Below are 18,449 nucleotides of genomic sequence, written 5' to 3' on the forward strand. Positions count from 1 at the left end.
TAACGGTTTGGCTTTTAGATTACAAGGCTTGAATTCTTTAAAAATAAAAAAAATTATTCGCGTACTTTTGCCGAATGGATCTGAAAGCGCATAAAAATCTGGCCACACTGAAGCAGAAAGAACACAAAAAGTTTCTCGATGCACTGAAGCGCAAGCCGCCAAAAAACCTCGATTATACCGTATTGGAAACGCATGAAGAAGTTTTTGAGAACATCGACTGCCTTAAATGCGCGAACTGCTGCAAGACCACCGGACCGCTTTTTACTGAGAAAGATATTGAACGGATTGCAAAACATTTCCGCATGAGTCCCGCAGTTTTTGAACAAAAATATCTGCGTACAGACGAGGACCAGGATAAAGTTTTGCGACAGCTGCCGTGCCCGTTTCTCGGTGAAGACAATTTCTGTTCGATCTATGATGTGCGGCCCAAAGCGTGTCGCGAGTTTCCACATACTGACCGTAAGAAGATTTACCAGATCAATAATTTGACGATTAAGAATACCTTGATCTGTCCGGCAGCATTTGATTTTGTGGAGAAATTGCAGCAAAATTTAGACAAAAAATAAAACATTTTAGATAAGAATTTTGTCTAAATTGCATTAATGTTTTGATTTTAAAACGATTGTGAAATCAGAACACTTTAAAATTAACAAAACACAAAAGAAAGAAAGATGAAAAAAATTGTATTGGCCTGCGCCATCATGCTCGGAACCGCAACACTGATGAACGCCCAACAAACCAACAAAGTTGAGAAAACAGACACAAAATCGGTTGTCCGCACACCGAAAACCATCGCGCCACCGGTGAAAAAAGTTACCACAGACATTAAGACCAATGAAATGGAAACCGCGAGACGGCGGGATGAAAAAACTGAACACGCTACTGAAAGATCTCCAGCAAAAGTCAATGAAGCCGTAAAACCGGCCGAAAATGCCAAACAGGCTCCAATAAAACTGGAGGCAATGTAAAAATTCGGTGATTTGAATTAATTAAATAAGAAAGCGTTGAAAAAAATTTCAACGCTTTTCTTATGTCGTAATATGTTAAAATTCCTTATACCACGCCCTGGGCAAGCATTGCTTCCGCAACTTTGACAAAACCTGCGATATTCGCACCTTTCACATAGTTTACATAGCCGCTCTCTTCTTTTCCATAATCGCGGCAAGCCTTGTGAATGCCGATCATGATTTCTTTCAGACGTGCATCAACTTCTTCGGAAGACCAGTTGAGACGGATGGAGTTCTGTGTCATCTCAAGTCCTGAAGTTGCTACACCACCTGCATTAGAGGCTTTACCCGGTGAGAACAATACTTTATGGTCAAGAAAATGATTGATCGCATCCAGCGTGCTAGGCATGTTTGCAGCTTCTGTTACGCAGATCACACCGTTTTCTACCAGAAGTTGTGCGTCTTCAAGGAACAGTTCGTTTTGTGTTGCTGCCGGAATCGCAACATCACATTTTACCTCCCACGGTCTTTTGCCTGCGTGGAACTCTGCACTTGGGAACTTGTCGGCATAATCGGCAGCGCGGTTGTTACCTGAAGCGCGAAGTTCAAGCAAGTACTCTATTTTTTCGCCGGAAATTCCGTCTTTATCATAAATATAACCGTCCGGACCAGAGATTGTCACTACTTTTCCGCCAAGTTCTGTGACTTTTTTCACTACACCCCAAGCCACATTTCCGAAACCGGAAACCGTAACCGTTTTGCCTGCGAAATCCTGACCGATTGTCTTCAACATCTGCTCTGCGAAATAAACCACACCATAACCGGTAGCTTCAGGGCGAATAAGAGACCCACCATATGCCAGACCTTTACCGGTAAGCACGCCCGTGAATTCATTTCTGATTTTCTTATACTGCCCGAAAAGATAACCGATTTCCCTTGCACCTACACCGATATCGCCTGCCGGAACATCGGTTTCAGGACCGATATGCTTGCAAAGTTCAGTCATGTATGCCTGACAAAAACGCATCACCTCCATATCCGATTTTCCCTGTGGATCGAAATCTGCACCACCTTTACCGCCGCCCATTGGCAGGGTTGTAAGTGAGTTCTTAAATGTTTGCTCGAAGGCCAAAAATTTAAGTACCGAAAGATTCACAGTCGGATGGAAACGGATACCTCCTTTGTAAGGACCAATTGCAGAATTCATTTGGATCCGGAAACCTCTGTTTACCTGAATTTCGCCTTTGTCATCAACCCACGGCACGCGGAAGATAATGGTGCGTTCCGGCTCTGCCATACGCTCAAGGAGTTTCATTCCGCTGTACTGCTTTTTGGTAGCAATGAAGGGAATTACGGTCACAGCAACTTCTTTTACGGCTTGTAGGAATTCGGGTTCGTTTGGGTTTCTCGCCTCTATTTTGGCGATAAAATCCTGGATCTTTTGTTCTACGTTAAAATGTTCCATTTAGGGTGAGTATTATTATCAACAAATTTAATTTTATTTTCAAAACTTGCAAGAGAATTTTTAGGAATTGCCGAAACTTTAATGTTTTTAAACTTTATTTTTGTTAAATTAATAAATTCATATTTAAAAATACAAATAATTGAATGTTAACAGGATATTAATAGATTTTCTAAAACCATTAACCGCTTATAATGCCAAATACTGACGTCCCGAAAGTGCTTTGACATAACCCAGTAGTTCAAGCTGAAGCAAATCCGGTAGGACGCGATAAGTGGGTAAATCGAGTTTGAGGCAAATTTCGTCAAGCGAAAGTGCAGCCTGCCTGTCCAGTACCGCCAGAAGCTGCTGCTGATTTTCAGGCAGCATTATCTGTACTTCCGAACTCGGAAACAACACACCAACAGTTGCGCTTTTCGAAAAACCAAGTTGGTCTGCAAGTAAAGTGACCGTAGAGATCGCAGCCGCTTTATTCTGCACGATCAGTTGGTTGCAGCCTTGGCTAAACTTATCCGTAATGCGTCCGGGCAGCGCAAAGACTTCACGATTATAATTGTTGGCAAATGTAGCTGTGCTCACAGAACCACCGCCAAATGCAGTTTCAACGACGATGGTAGCTGCTGAAAGCCCGGCGATGATCCTGTTGCGCTGGATGAAATTTTCACGGTCGGGCTTTTGGGAAGAATTAAATTCTGTAAAAAGCGCACCACCATTATCCAGGATCTTTTCGGCTAAACGGCGGTTTTTGCTCGGATACAGTGTGTGGAAACCGTGTGCAAGAACAGCAATCGTAGGAAGACCGTTATTTAGGGAAACCTCGTGTACTTCCGTATCCACACCCAGCGCTAGACCACTGACCGTGATGACCCGGTGGTCTTTAATTTCATTAAGGAAATCATTAATAAAACTTTTGCCGTATGAGGTGATGTTTCGGGTCCCGACAATGCTTAAAGTCTGCAGCGCGCTGTTCCACTCGCCTTTTTGGTAAAGAATAGCGGGCGCATCTTCACATTCATTAAGTTGTGGCGGAAGCTCCCCTTGATGACGAAGCAGGATGCGGATCTTATTTTTCTCGCAGAAGGCGACCTCCTTTTCGGCAAAAACAAGATGCTCGGGTTTGCCGATTTCCTGAGAAATCCGCTTCCCCACGCGGTATACATTGCTGAGACCGGATTTCGAAAGTTCCCACACTTCCTTTGCCGAACCAGCTTCCGCAACAAGTCTGCGAAAGATGGTGTCGCCGATCAGCGGACACTGCCGAAGCGCAATGGAGTACAGCGTTTCTTCGGAAAACATGGTTATTTTTATTCAAATTTATCCAAAAATAAAATTACTTCTTACGGATTTCGTCTAAATGTTCCCAGGCGTTGTCCTTTTTCTTGCGGTATGGCAACTCATTGAAATCATCCGGGAACTTTTCCTTGTACTCCTGCCAGAGTTTGTCATCTTTTTCGCTGTAATAGTTCGGGAACTGCCAGATAAATCGCTTTTCTTTCTCACCGCTTTTGCGGTACATAAAAGCGAGCAAGATTCCGACGATGGCACCGGACAGGTGAGACTGCCACGACACGCGGCTCGGTTCTTCAAGGTTGTAGAAAAACTCTTCCGGCATCACACCCCAAACAAGTCCTCCGTAATAGAGCGCTACAACCAGCGAAACCGTGAGCAACTTCATATTCCAGCGAAACATTCCGCTGAAAAAAAGGAAAAACGCGAGAACATAGACGATTCCACTAGCGCCAATGATACACACCGAATAATATTCGCCCGTGTACACATCTACCGGCGGCAAAAGCCACACAAGAAATGAGGAAACGAACCATCCGGTAAAAAAAATAGTGCCCGCGATGCGGCCGTAAAACTGAAAAAGCAAAAATATCAGCACAAAAACCGGCACCGAATTCCCAAAGATGTGATCGATATTCCCGTGAAGGAACGGCGAAAAGAAAACTCCCTTCAGCCCATCCGGATGCAGCGGAATTATCGCGCCATCACAGCCGCTCACAATGCCAGTCTTCTGAAGCACAAAGCCCAGCCACATCGCGGCCACCATGGCAGTGGCATAATAAACTGCTTTAAAATTAAGGGATTGTTTTAGCATTCGGAACTTTTGTCAAAACTGTTGCCACGAATAAATGTAGGTAATTATGTCTAAATTATAATATTATGCATCAATTTCTAAGACAAATCCGTGCAGTAACCGCCGCAATTTGAAATATATAATTGTTTGCCCTAAATTTGCGGGCTATGAAACACCTTTTCAGTATACTGACGGCATTTTCTACCATACTTCTCTTCGGGCAGGAACGCCGCAGCATCTTTCACGAAATAGATTCAATCTCGCAGCGCAGATGGGATTCGGTTTCCCTGGACCTTGACAGCCTGGCCAACCCTAAACTCATCAATTTCGATGTTCATTTCAAAGATACCCTTGTGATTCGTGATGCAGTGGTGGTGCCGGCCGTAACAAATGAAATTCCGGTTACGCCGTATAATTTTTTAAAGCTGAATCAGCCCAAAAGATGGTTTTTTTATGGCCAGAATAATCTTGTTTTCAACCAATCTTCATTCTCGAACTGGAACTCGGGTGGGAATAACAACATCGGCGTAATCGGCAAGATAAACTATAACATCAGCTACAAAAACAACCGCCATTTCCTCGATAATCATATTCAGCTAGGCTATGGATTTGTCGCTTCAGAAGGTGAATCATCCCGAAAAACTGAAGATTTCATCAATGTAATGACTAATTATGGGTATGATATCGGCAAAGATTTCTATCTGTCCACAGGTTTTCAGTTTCTGTCGCAGTTCTCGCCGGGATACAATTACTCCGAAACGCCGGATCCTGAGTTCAAAGACCGCATCTCGCGTTTTATGGCGCCAGGATATCTGAATGCCGGTTTGGGTCTTTCTTACAATCCAAATGAAAACTTCCAGGTGATTTTCAGACCTGTAAACGGCAAGTTTACTTTTGTAGCCGATCCCTATTTGCAGAAAGCGGGCCGCTACGGACTTGAAAGAGACGGGCAAAGCGTACGCTCAGAGCTTGGTGCCTTGCTGAACGTGCTGTACCGGTTGAAAATTTACAAAGACATCAATTTTGTAAACCAGATCAATTTTTTCAGCAATTACGTAAATCATCCGGAGCGCGTGGACATCGCTTATAATGGTACGCTGAATATCCGTTTCAATCGTTTTATCTCAACCGTTATAAGCCTGGATCTGGTGTATGACCACGACCAACTGCAGAATCTGCAGATGAAACAGACGCTCGGCGTAGGTTTTTCTTATAATTTAGGACTTGAAAACCGCGAGAAAAACAAAAAACTCATCAAGCCTTTTGTAGCACCTTAGCTTAATTTTGGTTTAAACATTCCAGAACTCACGGTCTAAACTGCGGTATTGGATTGCCTCCGAAATATGACCTGAATTTAAATTTTCAGCCTGTTCAAGGTCTGCGATCGTGCGGGCAACTTTTAAAATTCGGTCGTAGGCGCGCGCCGAAAGATTTAGTTTTTCCATGGCAGTTTTGATGAGATTTTGCGAGGCAACGTCGAGTTCGCAGTATTTCTCGATTTCTTTCGGACCCATTTGGGCATTGTAATGAATTTCAGCTTCGCGGTATCTTAAAGTTTGAATTTCGCGTGCTTTCAACACTCTTGAACGGATCTCCTCACTTTTCTCGCCTTTTCTTTTGTCTGATAACTGCTCAAACTCCACTTTTTGTACTTCGATATGAATGTCAATTCGGTCAAGCAGCGGCCCGGAAAGCTTGTTCATATACCGCTGCATCTCAAATTGCGAGGAAGTATTGTTCGGATCATCGGGAAAGTAGCCGCTTGGACTGGGATTCATGCTTGCCACGAGCATGAAACTGGCCGGATAATTCACCGTGAATTTTGCGCGCGAAATCGTGACTTCACGATCTTCGAGTGGTTGGCGCATCACTTCGAGCACAGTGCGTTTAAATTCCGGCATTTCGTCGAGGAACAGAACGCCATTGTGCGCGAGGGAAATTTCGCCCGGCTGCGGATAGCTGCCGCCACCGACTAGCGCGACATCCGAAATCGTGTGGTGCGGACTTCTGAACGGCCGCACGGTCATCAGCGAAGTTTCGGTCCCGATTTTTCCGGCCACTGAATGAATCTTGGTAGTTTCCAGTGCTTCCTTTAAAGTTAATGGCGGCAAAATACTCGGAACTCTTTTGGCGAGCATGGTTTTTCCACTTCCGGGAGGCCCGATGAGAATGATGTTGTGTCCACCCGCTGCCGCAACTTCCATCGCGCGTTTCGCGGTTTCCTGACCTTTTACTTCAGAGAAATCGGTGGAGAAAAAATTGATTTTATCCTGAAATTCTTTGCGTGTATCAATCGTAGTACGCTCCAGCGGCAAGCCTTCGTTAAAAAAATCGATAACTTGTTTGATGTTTTCTATGCCGTACACTTCCAGTTGGTCTACTATCGCGGCTTCGCGAATGTTCTGTTTGGGTAAAATGATGCCTTTGAAGCCTTCTTCGCGCGCTTTTATGGCGATCGGCAAAACTCCTTTTATCGGTAACAGTCCGCCATCAAGCGAAAGTTCACCCATGATGATATACTGACTGATGTTTTCTGCGCTGATCTGGTCTGATGCCGCCAAAATTCCGAGCGCAATGCTCAGGTCATAAGCCGAACCTTCTTTCCGAAGATCTGCGGGTGCCATGTTGATGGTGATTTTCTTACCCGGAACCTTGAAGCCAACATTCTTCAACGCTGCTGAAATCCGGTAGCTGCTTTCCTTGATTGCATTATCGGGCAACCCGACCAAATGATAGCCAACGCCGGGCGAATCTACGTTGACCTCTATCGTAATTGTCTGCGCCGAAACACCGAAGATTGCGCTTCCATAGACTTTTACCAACATAATTTGTGTTTTGATATAAAATTACCAAAAAATTGCTGAAAGCTGAGCAACAAGTTTGCTCACCAGTTTTCCTTATCTTCTGCAAAGTATAATAAAGAACATTTTGCCAAATCTCATTACTTAAGATATCTTCGCATGAAAATTTTATATGAACAAATCTTTATTATTTTTTGCGATTATGATTGCACAAAGTGCATTTTCCCAGGTAACAATGTCGGGCAACAAACTGGTAAAAGATGGACAAACCTACAAAATGTCGCAATATCAGGATGTATTTAAAAATCCCGAGGCAGTTTCTTACTTAAAAAAAGCAAGGACTAACAGTACAGTTGGAAGCATTTTTGCTTACACGGGAGGATTCAGTTTAGGATTCGGATTGTCTGCAGTTTTATTTGGTCCTAAAAATCAAGTTTATGGCAGCTATGGCAGTCAATATGAAACAAAAGCAGATAAAAGCGTTGCTTGGTTAGTAACAGGAATTGGAGCAGGACTTATCGGTTTCGGAATTCCATTTGCCGTCGCGTCGAACAAAAATGCGCAGAAAGCACTGCAACTCGAAAACGGTGAGAGCACAGCTTTTCAACCCCATTTTAAGCTCGAAACTGCGGGTAACGGCATGGCACTGAGTTATAATTTTTAAGAAATGGCGGTTTACAAAACTATAGGCGGAATAATTTCCGTCTTTTTTGGCTTAAACTTTGGGAGGAACTGACGACCTAGCCCTGATCGCAGCGGCATCCTTTTGAGGAGCGAAGCGCAGTAAAAGATACAGCGGAGAGCAGGTTCCCGGCTCCTCAAAACTTCGGCTAAAATTCCCTATTTTTGCTGCAAATACTAATTAACGATGGCTAAACAGGAAGATGTTTTCAAGAAACTGATCTCGCACGCTAAGGAATATGGCTTTATTTTTCCTTCGAGTGAAATATATGACGGACTTTCAGCAATTTACGACTACGGACAGAACGGTGCCGAACTGAAAAGCAACATCAAGCAATATTGGTGGAAAGCCATGGTGCAGATGAACGAAAACATCGTGGGCATCGACTCTGCCATCTTTATGCATCCAACGATCTGGAAAGCTTCCGGCCACGTAGACGCTTTTAATGATCCTTTGATCGACAATAAGGATTCTAAAAAACGCTTCAGAGCCGATGTTTTGCTGGAAGATTACTGTGCGAAACTTGAAGAAAAAGCACAGAAAGAAATTGAAAAAGCGGCGAAAAGATTCGGTGACGCTTTTGATAAAAATGAGTTCGAAACCACCAATGGCCGCGTTATAGAATACCGCGAAAAGCAGAAAACCATTCTCTCCAGAATGGCGAAATCTTTGGAAAATGAAGATCTGGCGGATGTAAAAGCTTTGATCGAAGAACTTGAGATCGCGGATCCGGACACTGGTTCAAAAAACTGGACGGATGTTCGTCAGTTTAACCTGATGTTCGGAACCAAATTAGGTGCTTCCGCAGATTCTGCAACTGATTTATATTTAAGACCTGAAACGGCGCAGGGAATTTTTGTGAATTTCTTAAATGTTCAGAAAACTTCGCGTCATAAGCTGCCATTCGGAATTGCACAAATCGGTAAGGCTTTCAGAAATGAAATCGTAGCCAGACAGTTCATCTTCAGAATGCGGGAATTCGAACAGATGGAAATGCAGTTTTTCGTTCCACCGGGAACTGAGCTCAGTTTCTACGAAGAGTGGAAACAGAAACGTTTGAACTGGCACCTGGCTTTAGGTTTGGGCGCAGATAACTATAAATTCCACGATCACGAAAAACTCGCACATTACGCGAATGCTGCGGCAGATATTGAATTCAAATTCCCGTTCGGATTTAAAGAACTGGAAGGAATACACTCCAGAACTGATTTCGATTTGAAAGCGCATGAAAAATTCTCCGGCAGAAAATTACAGTATTTTGATTCGGAAAGAAACGAGAATTACATTCCTTACGTAGTGGAAACTTCGGTTGGTTTGGACCGTTTGTTCCTGGCCATTTTCTCCAACTCACTTAAAGAAGAAGTTTTGGACGACGGTTCCGAAAGAACTGTGCTGTCACTTCCGCCAGCTTTGGCTCCGGTAAAAGCTGCAATTCTACCTTTGATGAAGAAAGACGGTCTTGCAGAATACGGTGAAAAGATCTTTAACGACCTGAAATTTGACTTCAATATGATTTATGAAGACAAAGACAGCATCGGTAAGCGTTACCGCCGTCAGGATGCGATCGGGACGCCGTTCTGCATCACGATTGACCATGATACACTGACCGATCATACGGTAACATTGAGAGACCGCGACACGATGCAGCAGGAAAGAGTTCCGGTAGCTGATTTACGCAGGATTATCGATGAAAAGACAAACTTCAGAAATCTGCTTTCGAAGATTTAAGCTGAATATATTGTTAAAATTAAAGTCCCGAAAAATCCGGGACTTTTTTTGGCTAAAGACCATCAGTACACGGCTTGGGGAAGCCCGAATAAAATCCGTAAATTTGAGGCATTCTAAATAAGCAATATGTTCGACCTTCAAGATATCCGCAGCCAGTTCCCGATTTTAGACCAGAAAGTTAACGGTAAACCTTTGGTTTATCTGGATAATGCGGCCACTTCGCAGAAGCCGGTTTCTGTTCTTGAAAGTTGGAACCGTTACTATTCTGAAATCAACGCGAACGTTCACCGCGGCATTCACACCTTGAGTCAGCTCGCGACCGAAGAAATGGAACTTTCACGCAGAAAGATCCAGAAATTCATCAATGCTAAAAACGATTTTGAGGTCATCTTTACAAAAGGAACGACCGAAGGTATCAACCTGATTGCTTATTCATTAACCGGCTTGATTAAAGAAGGAGACGAAATCTTGATTTCGCATCTGGAGCACCACTCGAACATTGTTCCGTGGCAAATGCTTTGTGAAAGAACGGGCGCCCAACTGAAGGTGATTCCTATCGATGAAAACGGCGTTTTGCAACTGGATTTTTTAGAGGAAAACCTCAACGGAAGGACAAAACTTGTTTCCGTAAATCACGTTTCAAATGCGCTTGGCGTCGTAAATCCGATTGAAAAAATCATTGCAGAAGCGCGCAGAAAATCCGAAGCGATTATTGTGATTGACGGCGCTCAGGCGGTGCCACACTTCAAAATCGATGTGCAACAACTGGATTGTGATTTCTACGTCTTTTCGGGGCATAAAATGTACGCACCAATGGGTACCGGAATTCTTTACGGCAAAGAAGAAATCTTGCGCAAAATCCAGCCTTTTCATGGCGGCGGCGAGATGATCGCGGTATGTTCTTTTGAAAAGACAACTTACGCGGATTTACCATTTAAATTTGAAGCCGGAACGCCAAATGTAGGTGGAAATATCGCACTTGGTGCCGCGGTAGATTTTATGGAGAGCATCGGCCGTGAAGCTTTGCAGAACCATGAAAATGCATTACTTGATTATGCCCAAAAGCAGCTACTTCAAATTGAAGGTTTAAAGATTTATGGCGAAAAAGCCAACAGAACGGGCGTAGCTTCGTTCAACCTTGAAGGTGTCGGGATTTCGTCGGACGTTGGGATGATTCTTGACAAAATGGGCATCGCCGTAAGAACCGGACATCACTGTACGCAGCCGATAATGAAACATTTCGACATCGTGGGAACCGTACGGGCGAGTTTTGCGGTGTACAATACTTTTCAAGAAATCGATATTTTGGTGGAAGGCGTTAAAAAAGCGCAGAGAATGTTGAGCTAAACTTAGTTTTCCAAAATTTGATTCGCCGCTTCCTTGGTCTTTACTTTTTCGATGACGCGGGTGCAAATGCCGTTTTCATCAAATCTAAAAGTGGTGCGCACAATTCCCATGAATTCGCGGCCCATGAATTTCTTCAGCTGCCACACACCGAATTTTTCACAAACTTCCCGACTCTCATCCGCAATCAGCGGATACTGAAAACCAAATTTTTCGTGGAATTTTTTCTGCGCTTTTACCGCATCTGCAGAAACTCCTAAAATTTGGAAACCTTCTTTTGCAAGCTGCGAAATATTATCGTTCAGGTTGCACGCTTCGGCTGTGCAACCGGGCGTATTTGCCTTTGGATAAAAGAAAACTACGAGCTTTTTACCCAGAAAATCCTGAGATTTCACTGTTTCCCCATCTTGATTTAACGCTTCAAACTGCGGAAGTTGGTCACCTACTTTTAGCATAATTAGTATTTTAGCTCAAATTTAAAGGTTAAATGACAAAAAAGCAAAGAGCGCTGACGGTAATGACGGAACTTGAAAAACTGTATCCCAAGGTTCCGATTCCGCTGGACCACACGGATGCCTTTACACTTCTGGTTGCTGTGGCACTTTCCGCACAGACGACGGACAAAAAAGTAAACCAGATCACGCCTAAACTTTTTGAGGTAGCCGGCGACCCCTTTAAAATGGCCGCGCTGGAGGAAGATGAGATTAAATATTTGATCAAAGAAATTGGCTTAGCAAACACGAAGGCCAAAAACCTAAAACGGATGGCCGAAATGCTGGTGGAAAACCACAACGGAATTGTGCCGCAAACTTTCGAAGAATTGGAAGCATTGCCGGGCGTGGGTCATAAAACTGCGTCGGTGGTCATGAGCCAGGCTTTTGGCGTGCCCGCTTTTCCCGTGGATACGCACATCCACCGACTCATGAAACAGTGGAAACTGACCGAGGGCAAAAACGTCATTGAAACCGAAAATGATGCGAAGAAACTTTTCCCGCGTGAAAGCTGGAACAAACTTCATCTGCAGATTATATTTTATGGCCGCGAATATTCCCCCGCAAGAGGCAGCCAGGAGAAAGATTTTATCACGCGAATGCTCTTCCCCGACGAAAACTAGCCTTTTTTTTGGAAGTAACGCGGAGACTTAGCTATCAACTCATCCATCTCAAAAGGTTTGGGAAGAAAATGCCAAATGACTTCACTTTAATAATTTGAAGTCAAATTCACCTTGAAAGTTACTGTCTTTTTGCCCAAAGCTTCATCTTGCGATCCAACACATCCAGTGGCAAACATCCCTGATTTAAGATTTCATCGTGGAATTTGGCTAAACTGAATTTTGCACCCCGCTGTTTTTGGTACTGGTCGCGCAGGGAACGAATTTTCAGGGAACCTATCTTATAACTTAAAGCCTGTCCCGGCATGGCCATATAACGCTCAACTTCCGCTGTTGCGGCCGCTTCGTCATAGGAAATATTGCTCAGGAAATAACGAATGGCCTCTTCGCGGTTCATAGTGCCGGTATGAAGTCCGGTATCGACTACCAAACGCACTGCACGCAACATTTCGTCACTCAGCGAGCCCATTTTCTGGTAAGGATCGGTGTAAAGACCAAACTCCGGCCCCAGCGATTCTGTATAAAGTGCCCAGCCTTCACCATAGGCGCCGAACCAGCCGAAACGCATGAATTTAGGCAAAGACATATTCTCCTGCTGCAGCGAAATCTGGTAATGGTGACCCGGAATGGCTTCATGTAAAAAGAGCGATTCCATGCCGGAAGTTACATTGAATTTGGTTGGATCCGGAATGGGGATGTAGAAAATTCCCGGGCGCTTGCCGTCGGGTGTTCCGGGCATATACTCAGCGCTTGCGCTGGCTTCCCGGAATTTTTCCGTTTGCCGGATTTCGAACGGTGTTTTCGGCGTTACGCTGAACATTGTGTTCAGTTTTGGAGTGATTTTTTTCAAAATAGCATTAAAACCGCCCAGCACTTCATCCGCCGTCTTGTAAGGGAAGGCTTTCGGATCGGTCTTCACATGCGTGATGAATTCTTCCAAAGTGCCTTCAAAATTAACCTGCTGCCTCACTTTTTCCATTTCAGCTCTAAGACGCGCCACTTCTGCGATACCGGTTTTGTTGATTTCATCGGGCGTAAGATTCGTGGTGGTCCAGCTTTTGGCGTAGTAGGCGTAAATTTCGTTTCCGTTCGGCATCGCACTTATTCCATCGGTGTCGCGGGCTTTCGGCAGATATTCCTGTTCGAGGAAGTGGGCCATTTTTTGGTAAGTCGGGATCAATGTTTTCGTAATTAAGTCGCTGTACTCACGCGTGAATTTCTCCTTTTGGGCGTCTGTAAAGTTTTTCGGGAAATTCTTCACGGGTCCGTAAAAGATGTTTTTTTCAAGGTCTGTGGTAATGATCTCATCAGCAGACATTTGCGGAATCATCTTCGCGACAAGTTTCTTCGGCAAAGTGTGTTTCTGCACGATTCCTTCACGGAAATTTTCAATGGCAGTATCCATCCACAACGGGAATTTACGCGCACGAACCAGCCAGTCTGTATAATCTTTTTCAGTTTTAAACGGCTGACTTCCCTGGCCGCTGCCCAATAACGGCAAATCGAGCGGCAAACCGCCAAACTGCGTGAACGGAATGTATTCCGGATGGTAGGCATAGCGCTCAATTTTGTCTTTCAAAGTATAATCGAGCACGTCATAAACCGTCTTTTTTTCGTCTGAAAGCTTATCATACTCCACTTTTTTCATTTGGTTCTGCACCGAATTGTAAAATGATATCTCACCGGAGATAAAATCTTTATCGATGTTCACCGGCAACTGGTCATTATATCTCAAATCACCCTGTGCAGTAGCTTCCAGCGGATAAAGTTTCAGGTAATTCTCGTAATAGTTGGCTGCAATGGAATCTATTTCCGCAGGTGTCTCGCGGGTAAGCGGATAGTCGGTTTTTTTACAACTCATGATGGCTGCTGCGGTCACCGCCAGAAATAAAGTGTGAAAAAGATTTACTTTCATAAAAATTATTGTTATGCTAAATTATAGTTTTTTAAACACATCTCTCAATATTGCTTTGATTTAAAAGAATGTGCGCCTGGCACCTGATGTTTTCTTAAAAAACTTTGCACATTCAATCAATTTTTTATCTTTGCTTCACAAGTTTAATCATCAATCAGTTAACGCATTTTGTTCTAAGAAATGAAAGGGATATTAAAAATCTACCATCCTGAAGAAACCCTTAAGTATAACCTGGACCGAACCTACTGCAAAGCGGTTTATATCAACAAACAACATTTTTTGGAAGTCGAAATCCTTACCGATGATTCGGTGGAGCATGTGGATGATGATTCTCTGCAGTACAATTTCCCGCAACTTCGCCTCTCTGTAAGCGATTTCCCTATAGAAGATGACGTGATAGAAGGAAAAACCTTTGAAGTAGAAGATTCTGACGAAAATTTCTTCACTGAAGTTGACCTGTTTGATGATGAAGATGCTTATGTTTTCAACAATAAACTCAATTTCTGCAACGAAGCCGAAAAAGGACTGCATCTTTACTGGCAGGGCGAAATCAGCGATTTCTATACTGGTTCTGATGAGCCGATATCTTTCAAGCTGAAATGCAATTTCCTGCCAGATGAGATAAAGATTGACGAGGATTAAACCCGAACTGTCCTCCGATTTTTTCTTATTTTAATGACAGGCCTGATGGGCTTTGTCCTTATTGATGCACATTCCCGCAATATTGCGCTACATTTGCCGTTCCAAATCTAAAATTAAACCACCGTATGTTTTTACAGACTCCTACTCAAGTAATCAATACAACCACAGAAGAACACGTTTTTTCTCTTTGGGAAATCCTGTTCAGTGGAGGCCTGCTTGGAAATATCATCATGATTTTAATCTTTTTGCTCGGTATTCTGGCCCTGTATATTTTCTTTGAGCGCTACTTTTTCATTAAACGTGCTTCAAAAGCTACACCCAATTTCCTCGAAAACATCAAAGATTTCGTGCAGGAAGGCAAGATTCAAACCGCTGTAGATTATTGCAAAACGATCGATTCTCCCGAAGCGAGAATGATCGAGAAAGGATTGGCGAGAATTGGCCGCCCGATTTCGGATATCTCAAACGCGATGCAGAATCAGGGACAACTTGAAGTCTCAAAACTCGAAAAAAACCTTAATATCCTGGCTTCCGCTTCCGGTGCAGCGCCAATGCTCGGATTTCTTGGAACCGTGGTGGGTATGATCATGGCATTTTTTGAAATTTCAAATGTAACCGGTGCGGTAAGTCCGAAACTGTTGGCCTCGGGAATCTACACCGCGATGGCAACTACCGCAGTCGGCTTGTTTGTCGGCATTCCGGCATACTTCTTCTATAACATTCTGGTGACGAATGTAGACCGGTTAGTCCTCAAAATCCAGACGCATGTCAACGAATTTCTCGATGCGCTAAATAAACCGCTGTAAATGGAACTAAAACGAAGAAACCGCGTAAACGCAGAGTTCAGCATGGCATCGATGACGGATATTATCTTCCTGTTGTTGATATTTTTCATGATTACGAGTTCAGCCATCAGCCAGAGCGCAATCGATGTGAAACTGCCGAAAGCGGACGCTACCAACGTGAGTGCGCAGGATCCGTCTACCGTTACGATCAATCCGGAAGGCAAATATTTCGTCAACGATAAGGAAGTTCCCAAAGAACAGCTTGAAAATGTTTTGGTAAACGCTTTGAAGGATGAAGCCAATCCTACATTTACCATCCGCGCAGACGAGAATACCCGCCACAAAGATGTAGTTTTCGTGATGGGAATCGCGGAAATACACAAATTTAACCTGGCAATTGCGACCATACAGGAAAATTAATGAATTACAGTATTCAACATAAAAACGCAGAACAACGCGACCGACGGAACAGTGCGATAATCACTCTTCTGATATCCGCGCTGGTTTTTTTGGGAATATTCTTTTATAAATTCACCAAAATCACCGTAAAACCGGACGAGATGACCACGATGCTCATTAATTTCGGAGACAATCAGAACGGTGAAAGTGCGGATGAACCTGCAGATCAGCAAGGCAGTTTGGCAGCAAATACTGAAATTTCGGAACCTCAACCGATTGAAAATACCATTGCTGAAACCAAGCCCGAACCCAAAGTGGAGGCGCCGAAACCTGTAATTAAGGAAAAAGTCATCACCGGTTCAAATACCAAAGCATCTGCGCCGAAAAATGTAACACCAAAAACCGCTTCTACACCAAAATCCGCACCTGCAAAAAACAGCACCTCGAACGCTAAAACCGGTAGCGGAGACGGCAAAGGAACCGCGGCGATCGGTAATCTGATCAAAGGCCGCGGCACCAAACCCGGCACTCAGGGCACCAACGGAACTACCGGAAACCAGGGCGATCCGCTCGGCGGAGACGGGAACGGAGACAGCAAAATCGGTGTAGACCGTAATCTGATCGGCTTCATCCCCGGAACCATGGGCCGTGGCGGCGCACAGCCTGCCCACAGTTGCTCGGCGAGCGGAACCATCAACATCTCATACACCGTGGACAAAGCCGGTAACGTGATTTCTGCGCGCAGATCGGGCGGAACTTCGGATCCTTGCGTTGTGTCAACCTCGGTGCAGTGGGTGAAGCAGTACGTAAAAGCCGAACGGTCGAACACTTCGTCCACCGGAACTTACCGGATAATTTTCTGATTTTTTTTCGGGCGCTTTTTCCGTCCTCCATTCCCGCTTTTTTCGTGGCGTTCGTTGCCTCACGCCACAAAAAAGAGCTCCATTCAGGCCGGAGCGCGGACCGCGACTTATACACCACCCTTTTTCGAAATTTGAAGCAGAATTCCAAAAACTTTTGAGAATTTTGCAGCATGACAAATCAGGAATATGACAACGCGGTCGCGTGGCTGTTTGAGCAGGCGCCAAACTATCAGATAGACGGAAAAAAAGCCTACAAACCGGGCCTCGAAAACATCACGAAACTGTGCGAATTCTTCGGAAATCCGCAGCAAAACCTGAAAATGGTGCACATTGGCGGGACCAACGGCAAAGGATCCACAAGCAATATGCTTTCTTCCATATTGCAGGAAGCCGGGTACAAAACCGGACTTTACAACTCGCCTCACCTAATCGATTTTACTGAACGCATAAAGATTGACGGCCAGAACTGCGACCGGGAATTTGTATTAGATTTCATCCAAAAACTCAAACATTTGTCCGCGGATATCCAACCGTCTTTCTTTGAATTCACTACAGTAATGGCATTTGAGTATTTCCGCCTCAGAAATGTAGATATTGCCCTCATCGAAGTTGGTTTAGGCGGAAGACTTGATTCTACCAATATCATTACGCCGCTCGTTTCTGCGATCACAAACGTTGCGCTGGATCATCAGGATATTTTAGGCGAAACATTAGAGGAGATTGCGCGCGAGAAAGCCGGCATCATAAAACCCGGAATTCCCGTTATTTCGGGGTCCAATGATGAGGAAGTAAAACGTATAATTGAAGAAAAAGCAAAAGAAAACGCGTCGGATTTCATCGATGCTACTTTGATGGAATCTGACTTAAAATCAGATTTAAACGGCAGTTACCAGCGCCACAATATAAAAGTGGTACTTGCATTAATCAATGAACTGCAGACATCTGGCTACGAAATCTCAGCTGAACAAATAGAGCGCGGACTGTTGAACGTGCAGAAAAACACCAATTTCGCCGGCCGATGGATGGAATTCTCTTCCGATCCGTTTATCATTTGCGACACCGCGCACAACCAGGCCGGCCTGGAGGTGGTATTTTCACAGTTGGAGTCTATTCCGGTTCATAAACATATCATTTTGGGCTTTGTGCAGGAAAAGAAAATTGATCAAATAATGGCTATTCTTCCGCGCGACGCTACCTACTATTTTACCAAACCGAATGTAAACCGCGGCCGCGATCCCCGGGACTATGAGGATTTGCTGAAAAAATTTAAAATTAATTATAAAATATTTGACAGCCTGCAGCCGGCCTATCTTTCTGCAAAACAGAATATTAAAAAAGATGAAATGATTTTTGTGGGCGGAAGCAACTTTATTGTGGGAGAATTTCTCGAAAAAAATTTGGAGAAATAGAAAAACGTCGTATATTTGCCGAACCAAAATTTGAGAAATCAAACAAGGCAAAAAGGGTTCTTAGCTCAGTTGGTTCAGAGCATCTGGTTTACACCCAGAGGGTCGGGGGTTCGAATCCCTCAGGACCCACAAAATCTCAGAGAAATCTGAGATTTTTTTATTTTAGGGCAGTTAGCTCAGTTGGTTCAGAGCACTACGTTGACATCGTAGAGGTCACTGGTTCGAGCCCAGTACTGCTCACCTATTCTCCCCGGAACGGCGGAGAATTTTTTATTTTGTCC

The 18,449-nt window shown here is 44.1% G+C and carries 18 protein-coding genes and 2 tRNA genes; 14 read left to right on the top strand and 6 right to left on the bottom strand.

What is annotated here, in order from left to right; genetic code table 11:
- Positions 1 to 74 precede the first annotated feature (74 nt).
- Together H9628_RS02145 and H9628_RS02150 are read left to right on the top strand one after the other, a co-directional pair.
- Positions 75 to 566, top strand: coding sequence for a YkgJ family cysteine cluster protein (locus H9628_RS02145; RefSeq protein ID WP_251832470.1), 492 nt, complete (start codon positions 75 to 77; stop codon positions 564 to 566).
- A 105-nt stretch (positions 567 to 671) separates the two neighbouring features.
- On the top strand, positions 672 to 968 hold the full coding sequence (locus H9628_RS02150) for a hypothetical protein (protein ID WP_251832471.1): 297 nt from the start codon (positions 672 to 674) through the stop codon (positions 966 to 968).
- Between the two features lie 85 nt (positions 969 to 1,053).
- Here the strand turns inward: H9628_RS02150 and gdhA are convergent, their stop codons facing one another.
- From gdhA to H9628_RS02165, 3 genes are all read right to left on the bottom strand, one after another.
- Positions 1,054 to 2,412 (bottom strand): NADP-specific glutamate dehydrogenase, encoded by a 1,359-nt coding sequence (gene gdhA, locus H9628_RS02155; RefSeq protein WP_251832472.1) that lies wholly within the window; start codon positions 2,410 to 2,412, stop codon positions 1,054 to 1,056.
- A 186-nt stretch (positions 2,413 to 2,598) separates the two neighbouring features.
- The gene (gene dprA / locus H9628_RS02160; RefSeq protein WP_251832473.1) at positions 2,599 to 3,705 is read right to left on the bottom strand and encodes a DNA-processing protein DprA; all 1,107 of its coding nucleotides are present in this window, start codon (positions 3,703 to 3,705) and stop codon (positions 2,599 to 2,601) included.
- 34 nt (positions 3,706 to 3,739) lie between these two features.
- Positions 3,740 to 4,510, bottom strand: a complete 771-nt coding sequence (locus H9628_RS02165) for a rhomboid family intramembrane serine protease (protein WP_251832474.1) — start codon at positions 4,508 to 4,510, stop codon at positions 3,740 to 3,742.
- 146 nt (positions 4,511 to 4,656) lie between these two features.
- On the opposite strand from H9628_RS02165, the gene H9628_RS02170 reads away from it, so the two are divergent.
- Entirely contained in the window at positions 4,657 to 5,766 is a 1,110-nt protein-coding gene (locus H9628_RS02170) for a DUF3078 domain-containing protein (protein ID WP_251832475.1), read from the top strand.
- A gap of 12 nt (positions 5,767 to 5,778) precedes the next feature.
- Here H9628_RS02170 and H9628_RS02175 read toward each other — a convergent pair whose 3' ends face one another.
- Positions 5,779 to 7,314, bottom strand: coding sequence for a YifB family Mg chelatase-like AAA ATPase (locus tag H9628_RS02175; protein ID WP_251832476.1), 1,536 nt, complete (start codon positions 7,312 to 7,314; stop codon positions 5,779 to 5,781).
- Between the two features lie 148 nt (positions 7,315 to 7,462).
- Between H9628_RS02175 and H9628_RS02180 the strand changes: the two genes are divergently transcribed.
- From H9628_RS02180 to H9628_RS02190, 3 genes are all read left to right on the top strand, one after another.
- Positions 7,463 to 7,954, top strand: a complete 492-nt coding sequence (locus H9628_RS02180) for a hypothetical protein (protein ID WP_251832477.1) — start codon at positions 7,463 to 7,465, stop codon at positions 7,952 to 7,954.
- Positions 7,955 to 8,158: 204 nt separating this feature from the next.
- Positions 8,159 to 9,700, top strand: a complete 1,542-nt coding sequence (locus tag H9628_RS02185; protein ID WP_251832478.1) for a glycine--tRNA ligase — start codon at positions 8,159 to 8,161, stop codon at positions 9,698 to 9,700.
- A 126-nt stretch (positions 9,701 to 9,826) separates the two neighbouring features.
- Positions 9,827 to 11,047, top strand: a complete 1,221-nt coding sequence (locus H9628_RS02190; protein ID WP_251832479.1) for an aminotransferase class V-fold PLP-dependent enzyme — start codon at positions 9,827 to 9,829, stop codon at positions 11,045 to 11,047.
- 2 nt (positions 11,048 to 11,049) lie between these two features.
- On the opposite strand, the gene bcp is transcribed toward H9628_RS02190, so the two are convergent.
- Positions 11,050 to 11,499, bottom strand: coding sequence for a thioredoxin-dependent thiol peroxidase (gene bcp / locus H9628_RS02195; protein ID WP_251832480.1), 450 nt, complete (start codon positions 11,497 to 11,499; stop codon positions 11,050 to 11,052).
- 32 nt (positions 11,500 to 11,531) lie between these two features.
- On the opposite strand from bcp, the gene nth reads away from it, so the two are divergent.
- Positions 11,532 to 12,158 carry an endonuclease III gene (nth, locus tag H9628_RS02200; protein WP_251832481.1) on the top strand — a complete coding sequence of 209 codons (627 nt, stop codon included), beginning with the start codon at positions 11,532 to 11,534 and terminating at the stop codon, positions 12,156 to 12,158.
- A gap of 118 nt (positions 12,159 to 12,276) precedes the next feature.
- On the opposite strand, the gene H9628_RS02205 is transcribed toward nth, so the two are convergent.
- A complete protein-coding gene (locus H9628_RS02205; protein WP_251832482.1) occupies positions 12,277 to 14,070 on the bottom strand; it encodes a DUF885 domain-containing protein in 1,794 nt (597 codons plus the stop codon).
- A 180-nt stretch (positions 14,071 to 14,250) separates the two neighbouring features.
- Between H9628_RS02205 and H9628_RS02210 the strand changes: the two genes are divergently transcribed.
- The 7 genes from H9628_RS02210 (at position 14,251) to H9628_RS02240 (ending at position 18,408) form a co-directional block, all read left to right on the top strand.
- Positions 14,251 to 14,712 carry a hypothetical protein gene (locus H9628_RS02210; protein WP_251832483.1) on the top strand — a complete coding sequence of 154 codons (462 nt, stop codon included), beginning with the start codon at positions 14,251 to 14,253 and terminating at the stop codon, positions 14,710 to 14,712.
- Between the two features lie 125 nt (positions 14,713 to 14,837).
- Positions 14,838 to 15,518: a MotA/TolQ/ExbB proton channel family protein gene (locus H9628_RS02215; RefSeq protein WP_251832484.1), complete on the top strand. Its 681-nt coding sequence runs from the start codon at positions 14,838 to 14,840 to the stop codon at positions 15,516 to 15,518.
- Positions 15,519 to 15,917: an ExbD/TolR family protein gene (locus tag H9628_RS02220; protein WP_251832485.1), complete on the top strand. Its 399-nt coding sequence runs from the start codon at positions 15,519 to 15,521 to the stop codon at positions 15,915 to 15,917. It begins immediately after the preceding gene.
- Positions 15,917 to 16,759 carry a ferric siderophore ABC transporter substrate-binding protein gene (locus H9628_RS02225; RefSeq protein WP_251832486.1) on the top strand — a complete coding sequence of 281 codons (843 nt, stop codon included), beginning with the start codon at positions 15,917 to 15,919 and terminating at the stop codon, positions 16,757 to 16,759. Before H9628_RS02220 ends, H9628_RS02225 begins: the two co-directional genes overlap by 1 nt.
- A gap of 170 nt (positions 16,760 to 16,929) precedes the next feature.
- Positions 16,930 to 18,168, top strand: coding sequence for a bifunctional folylpolyglutamate synthase/dihydrofolate synthase (locus H9628_RS02230; protein ID WP_251832487.1), 1,239 nt, complete (start codon positions 16,930 to 16,932; stop codon positions 18,166 to 18,168).
- 54 nt (positions 18,169 to 18,222) lie between these two features.
- Positions 18,223 to 18,297, top strand: a tRNA-Val gene (locus H9628_RS02235).
- A 36-nt stretch (positions 18,298 to 18,333) separates the two neighbouring features.
- A tRNA-Val gene (locus H9628_RS02240) sits at positions 18,334 to 18,408 on the top strand.
- The last annotated feature ends 41 nt before the right edge of the window (positions 18,409 to 18,449 follow it).

It is taken from the genome of Kaistella pullorum (genome assembly GCF_014837035.1).
GTDB lineage: Bacteria > Bacteroidota > Bacteroidia > Flavobacteriales > Weeksellaceae > Kaistella > Kaistella rhinocerotis.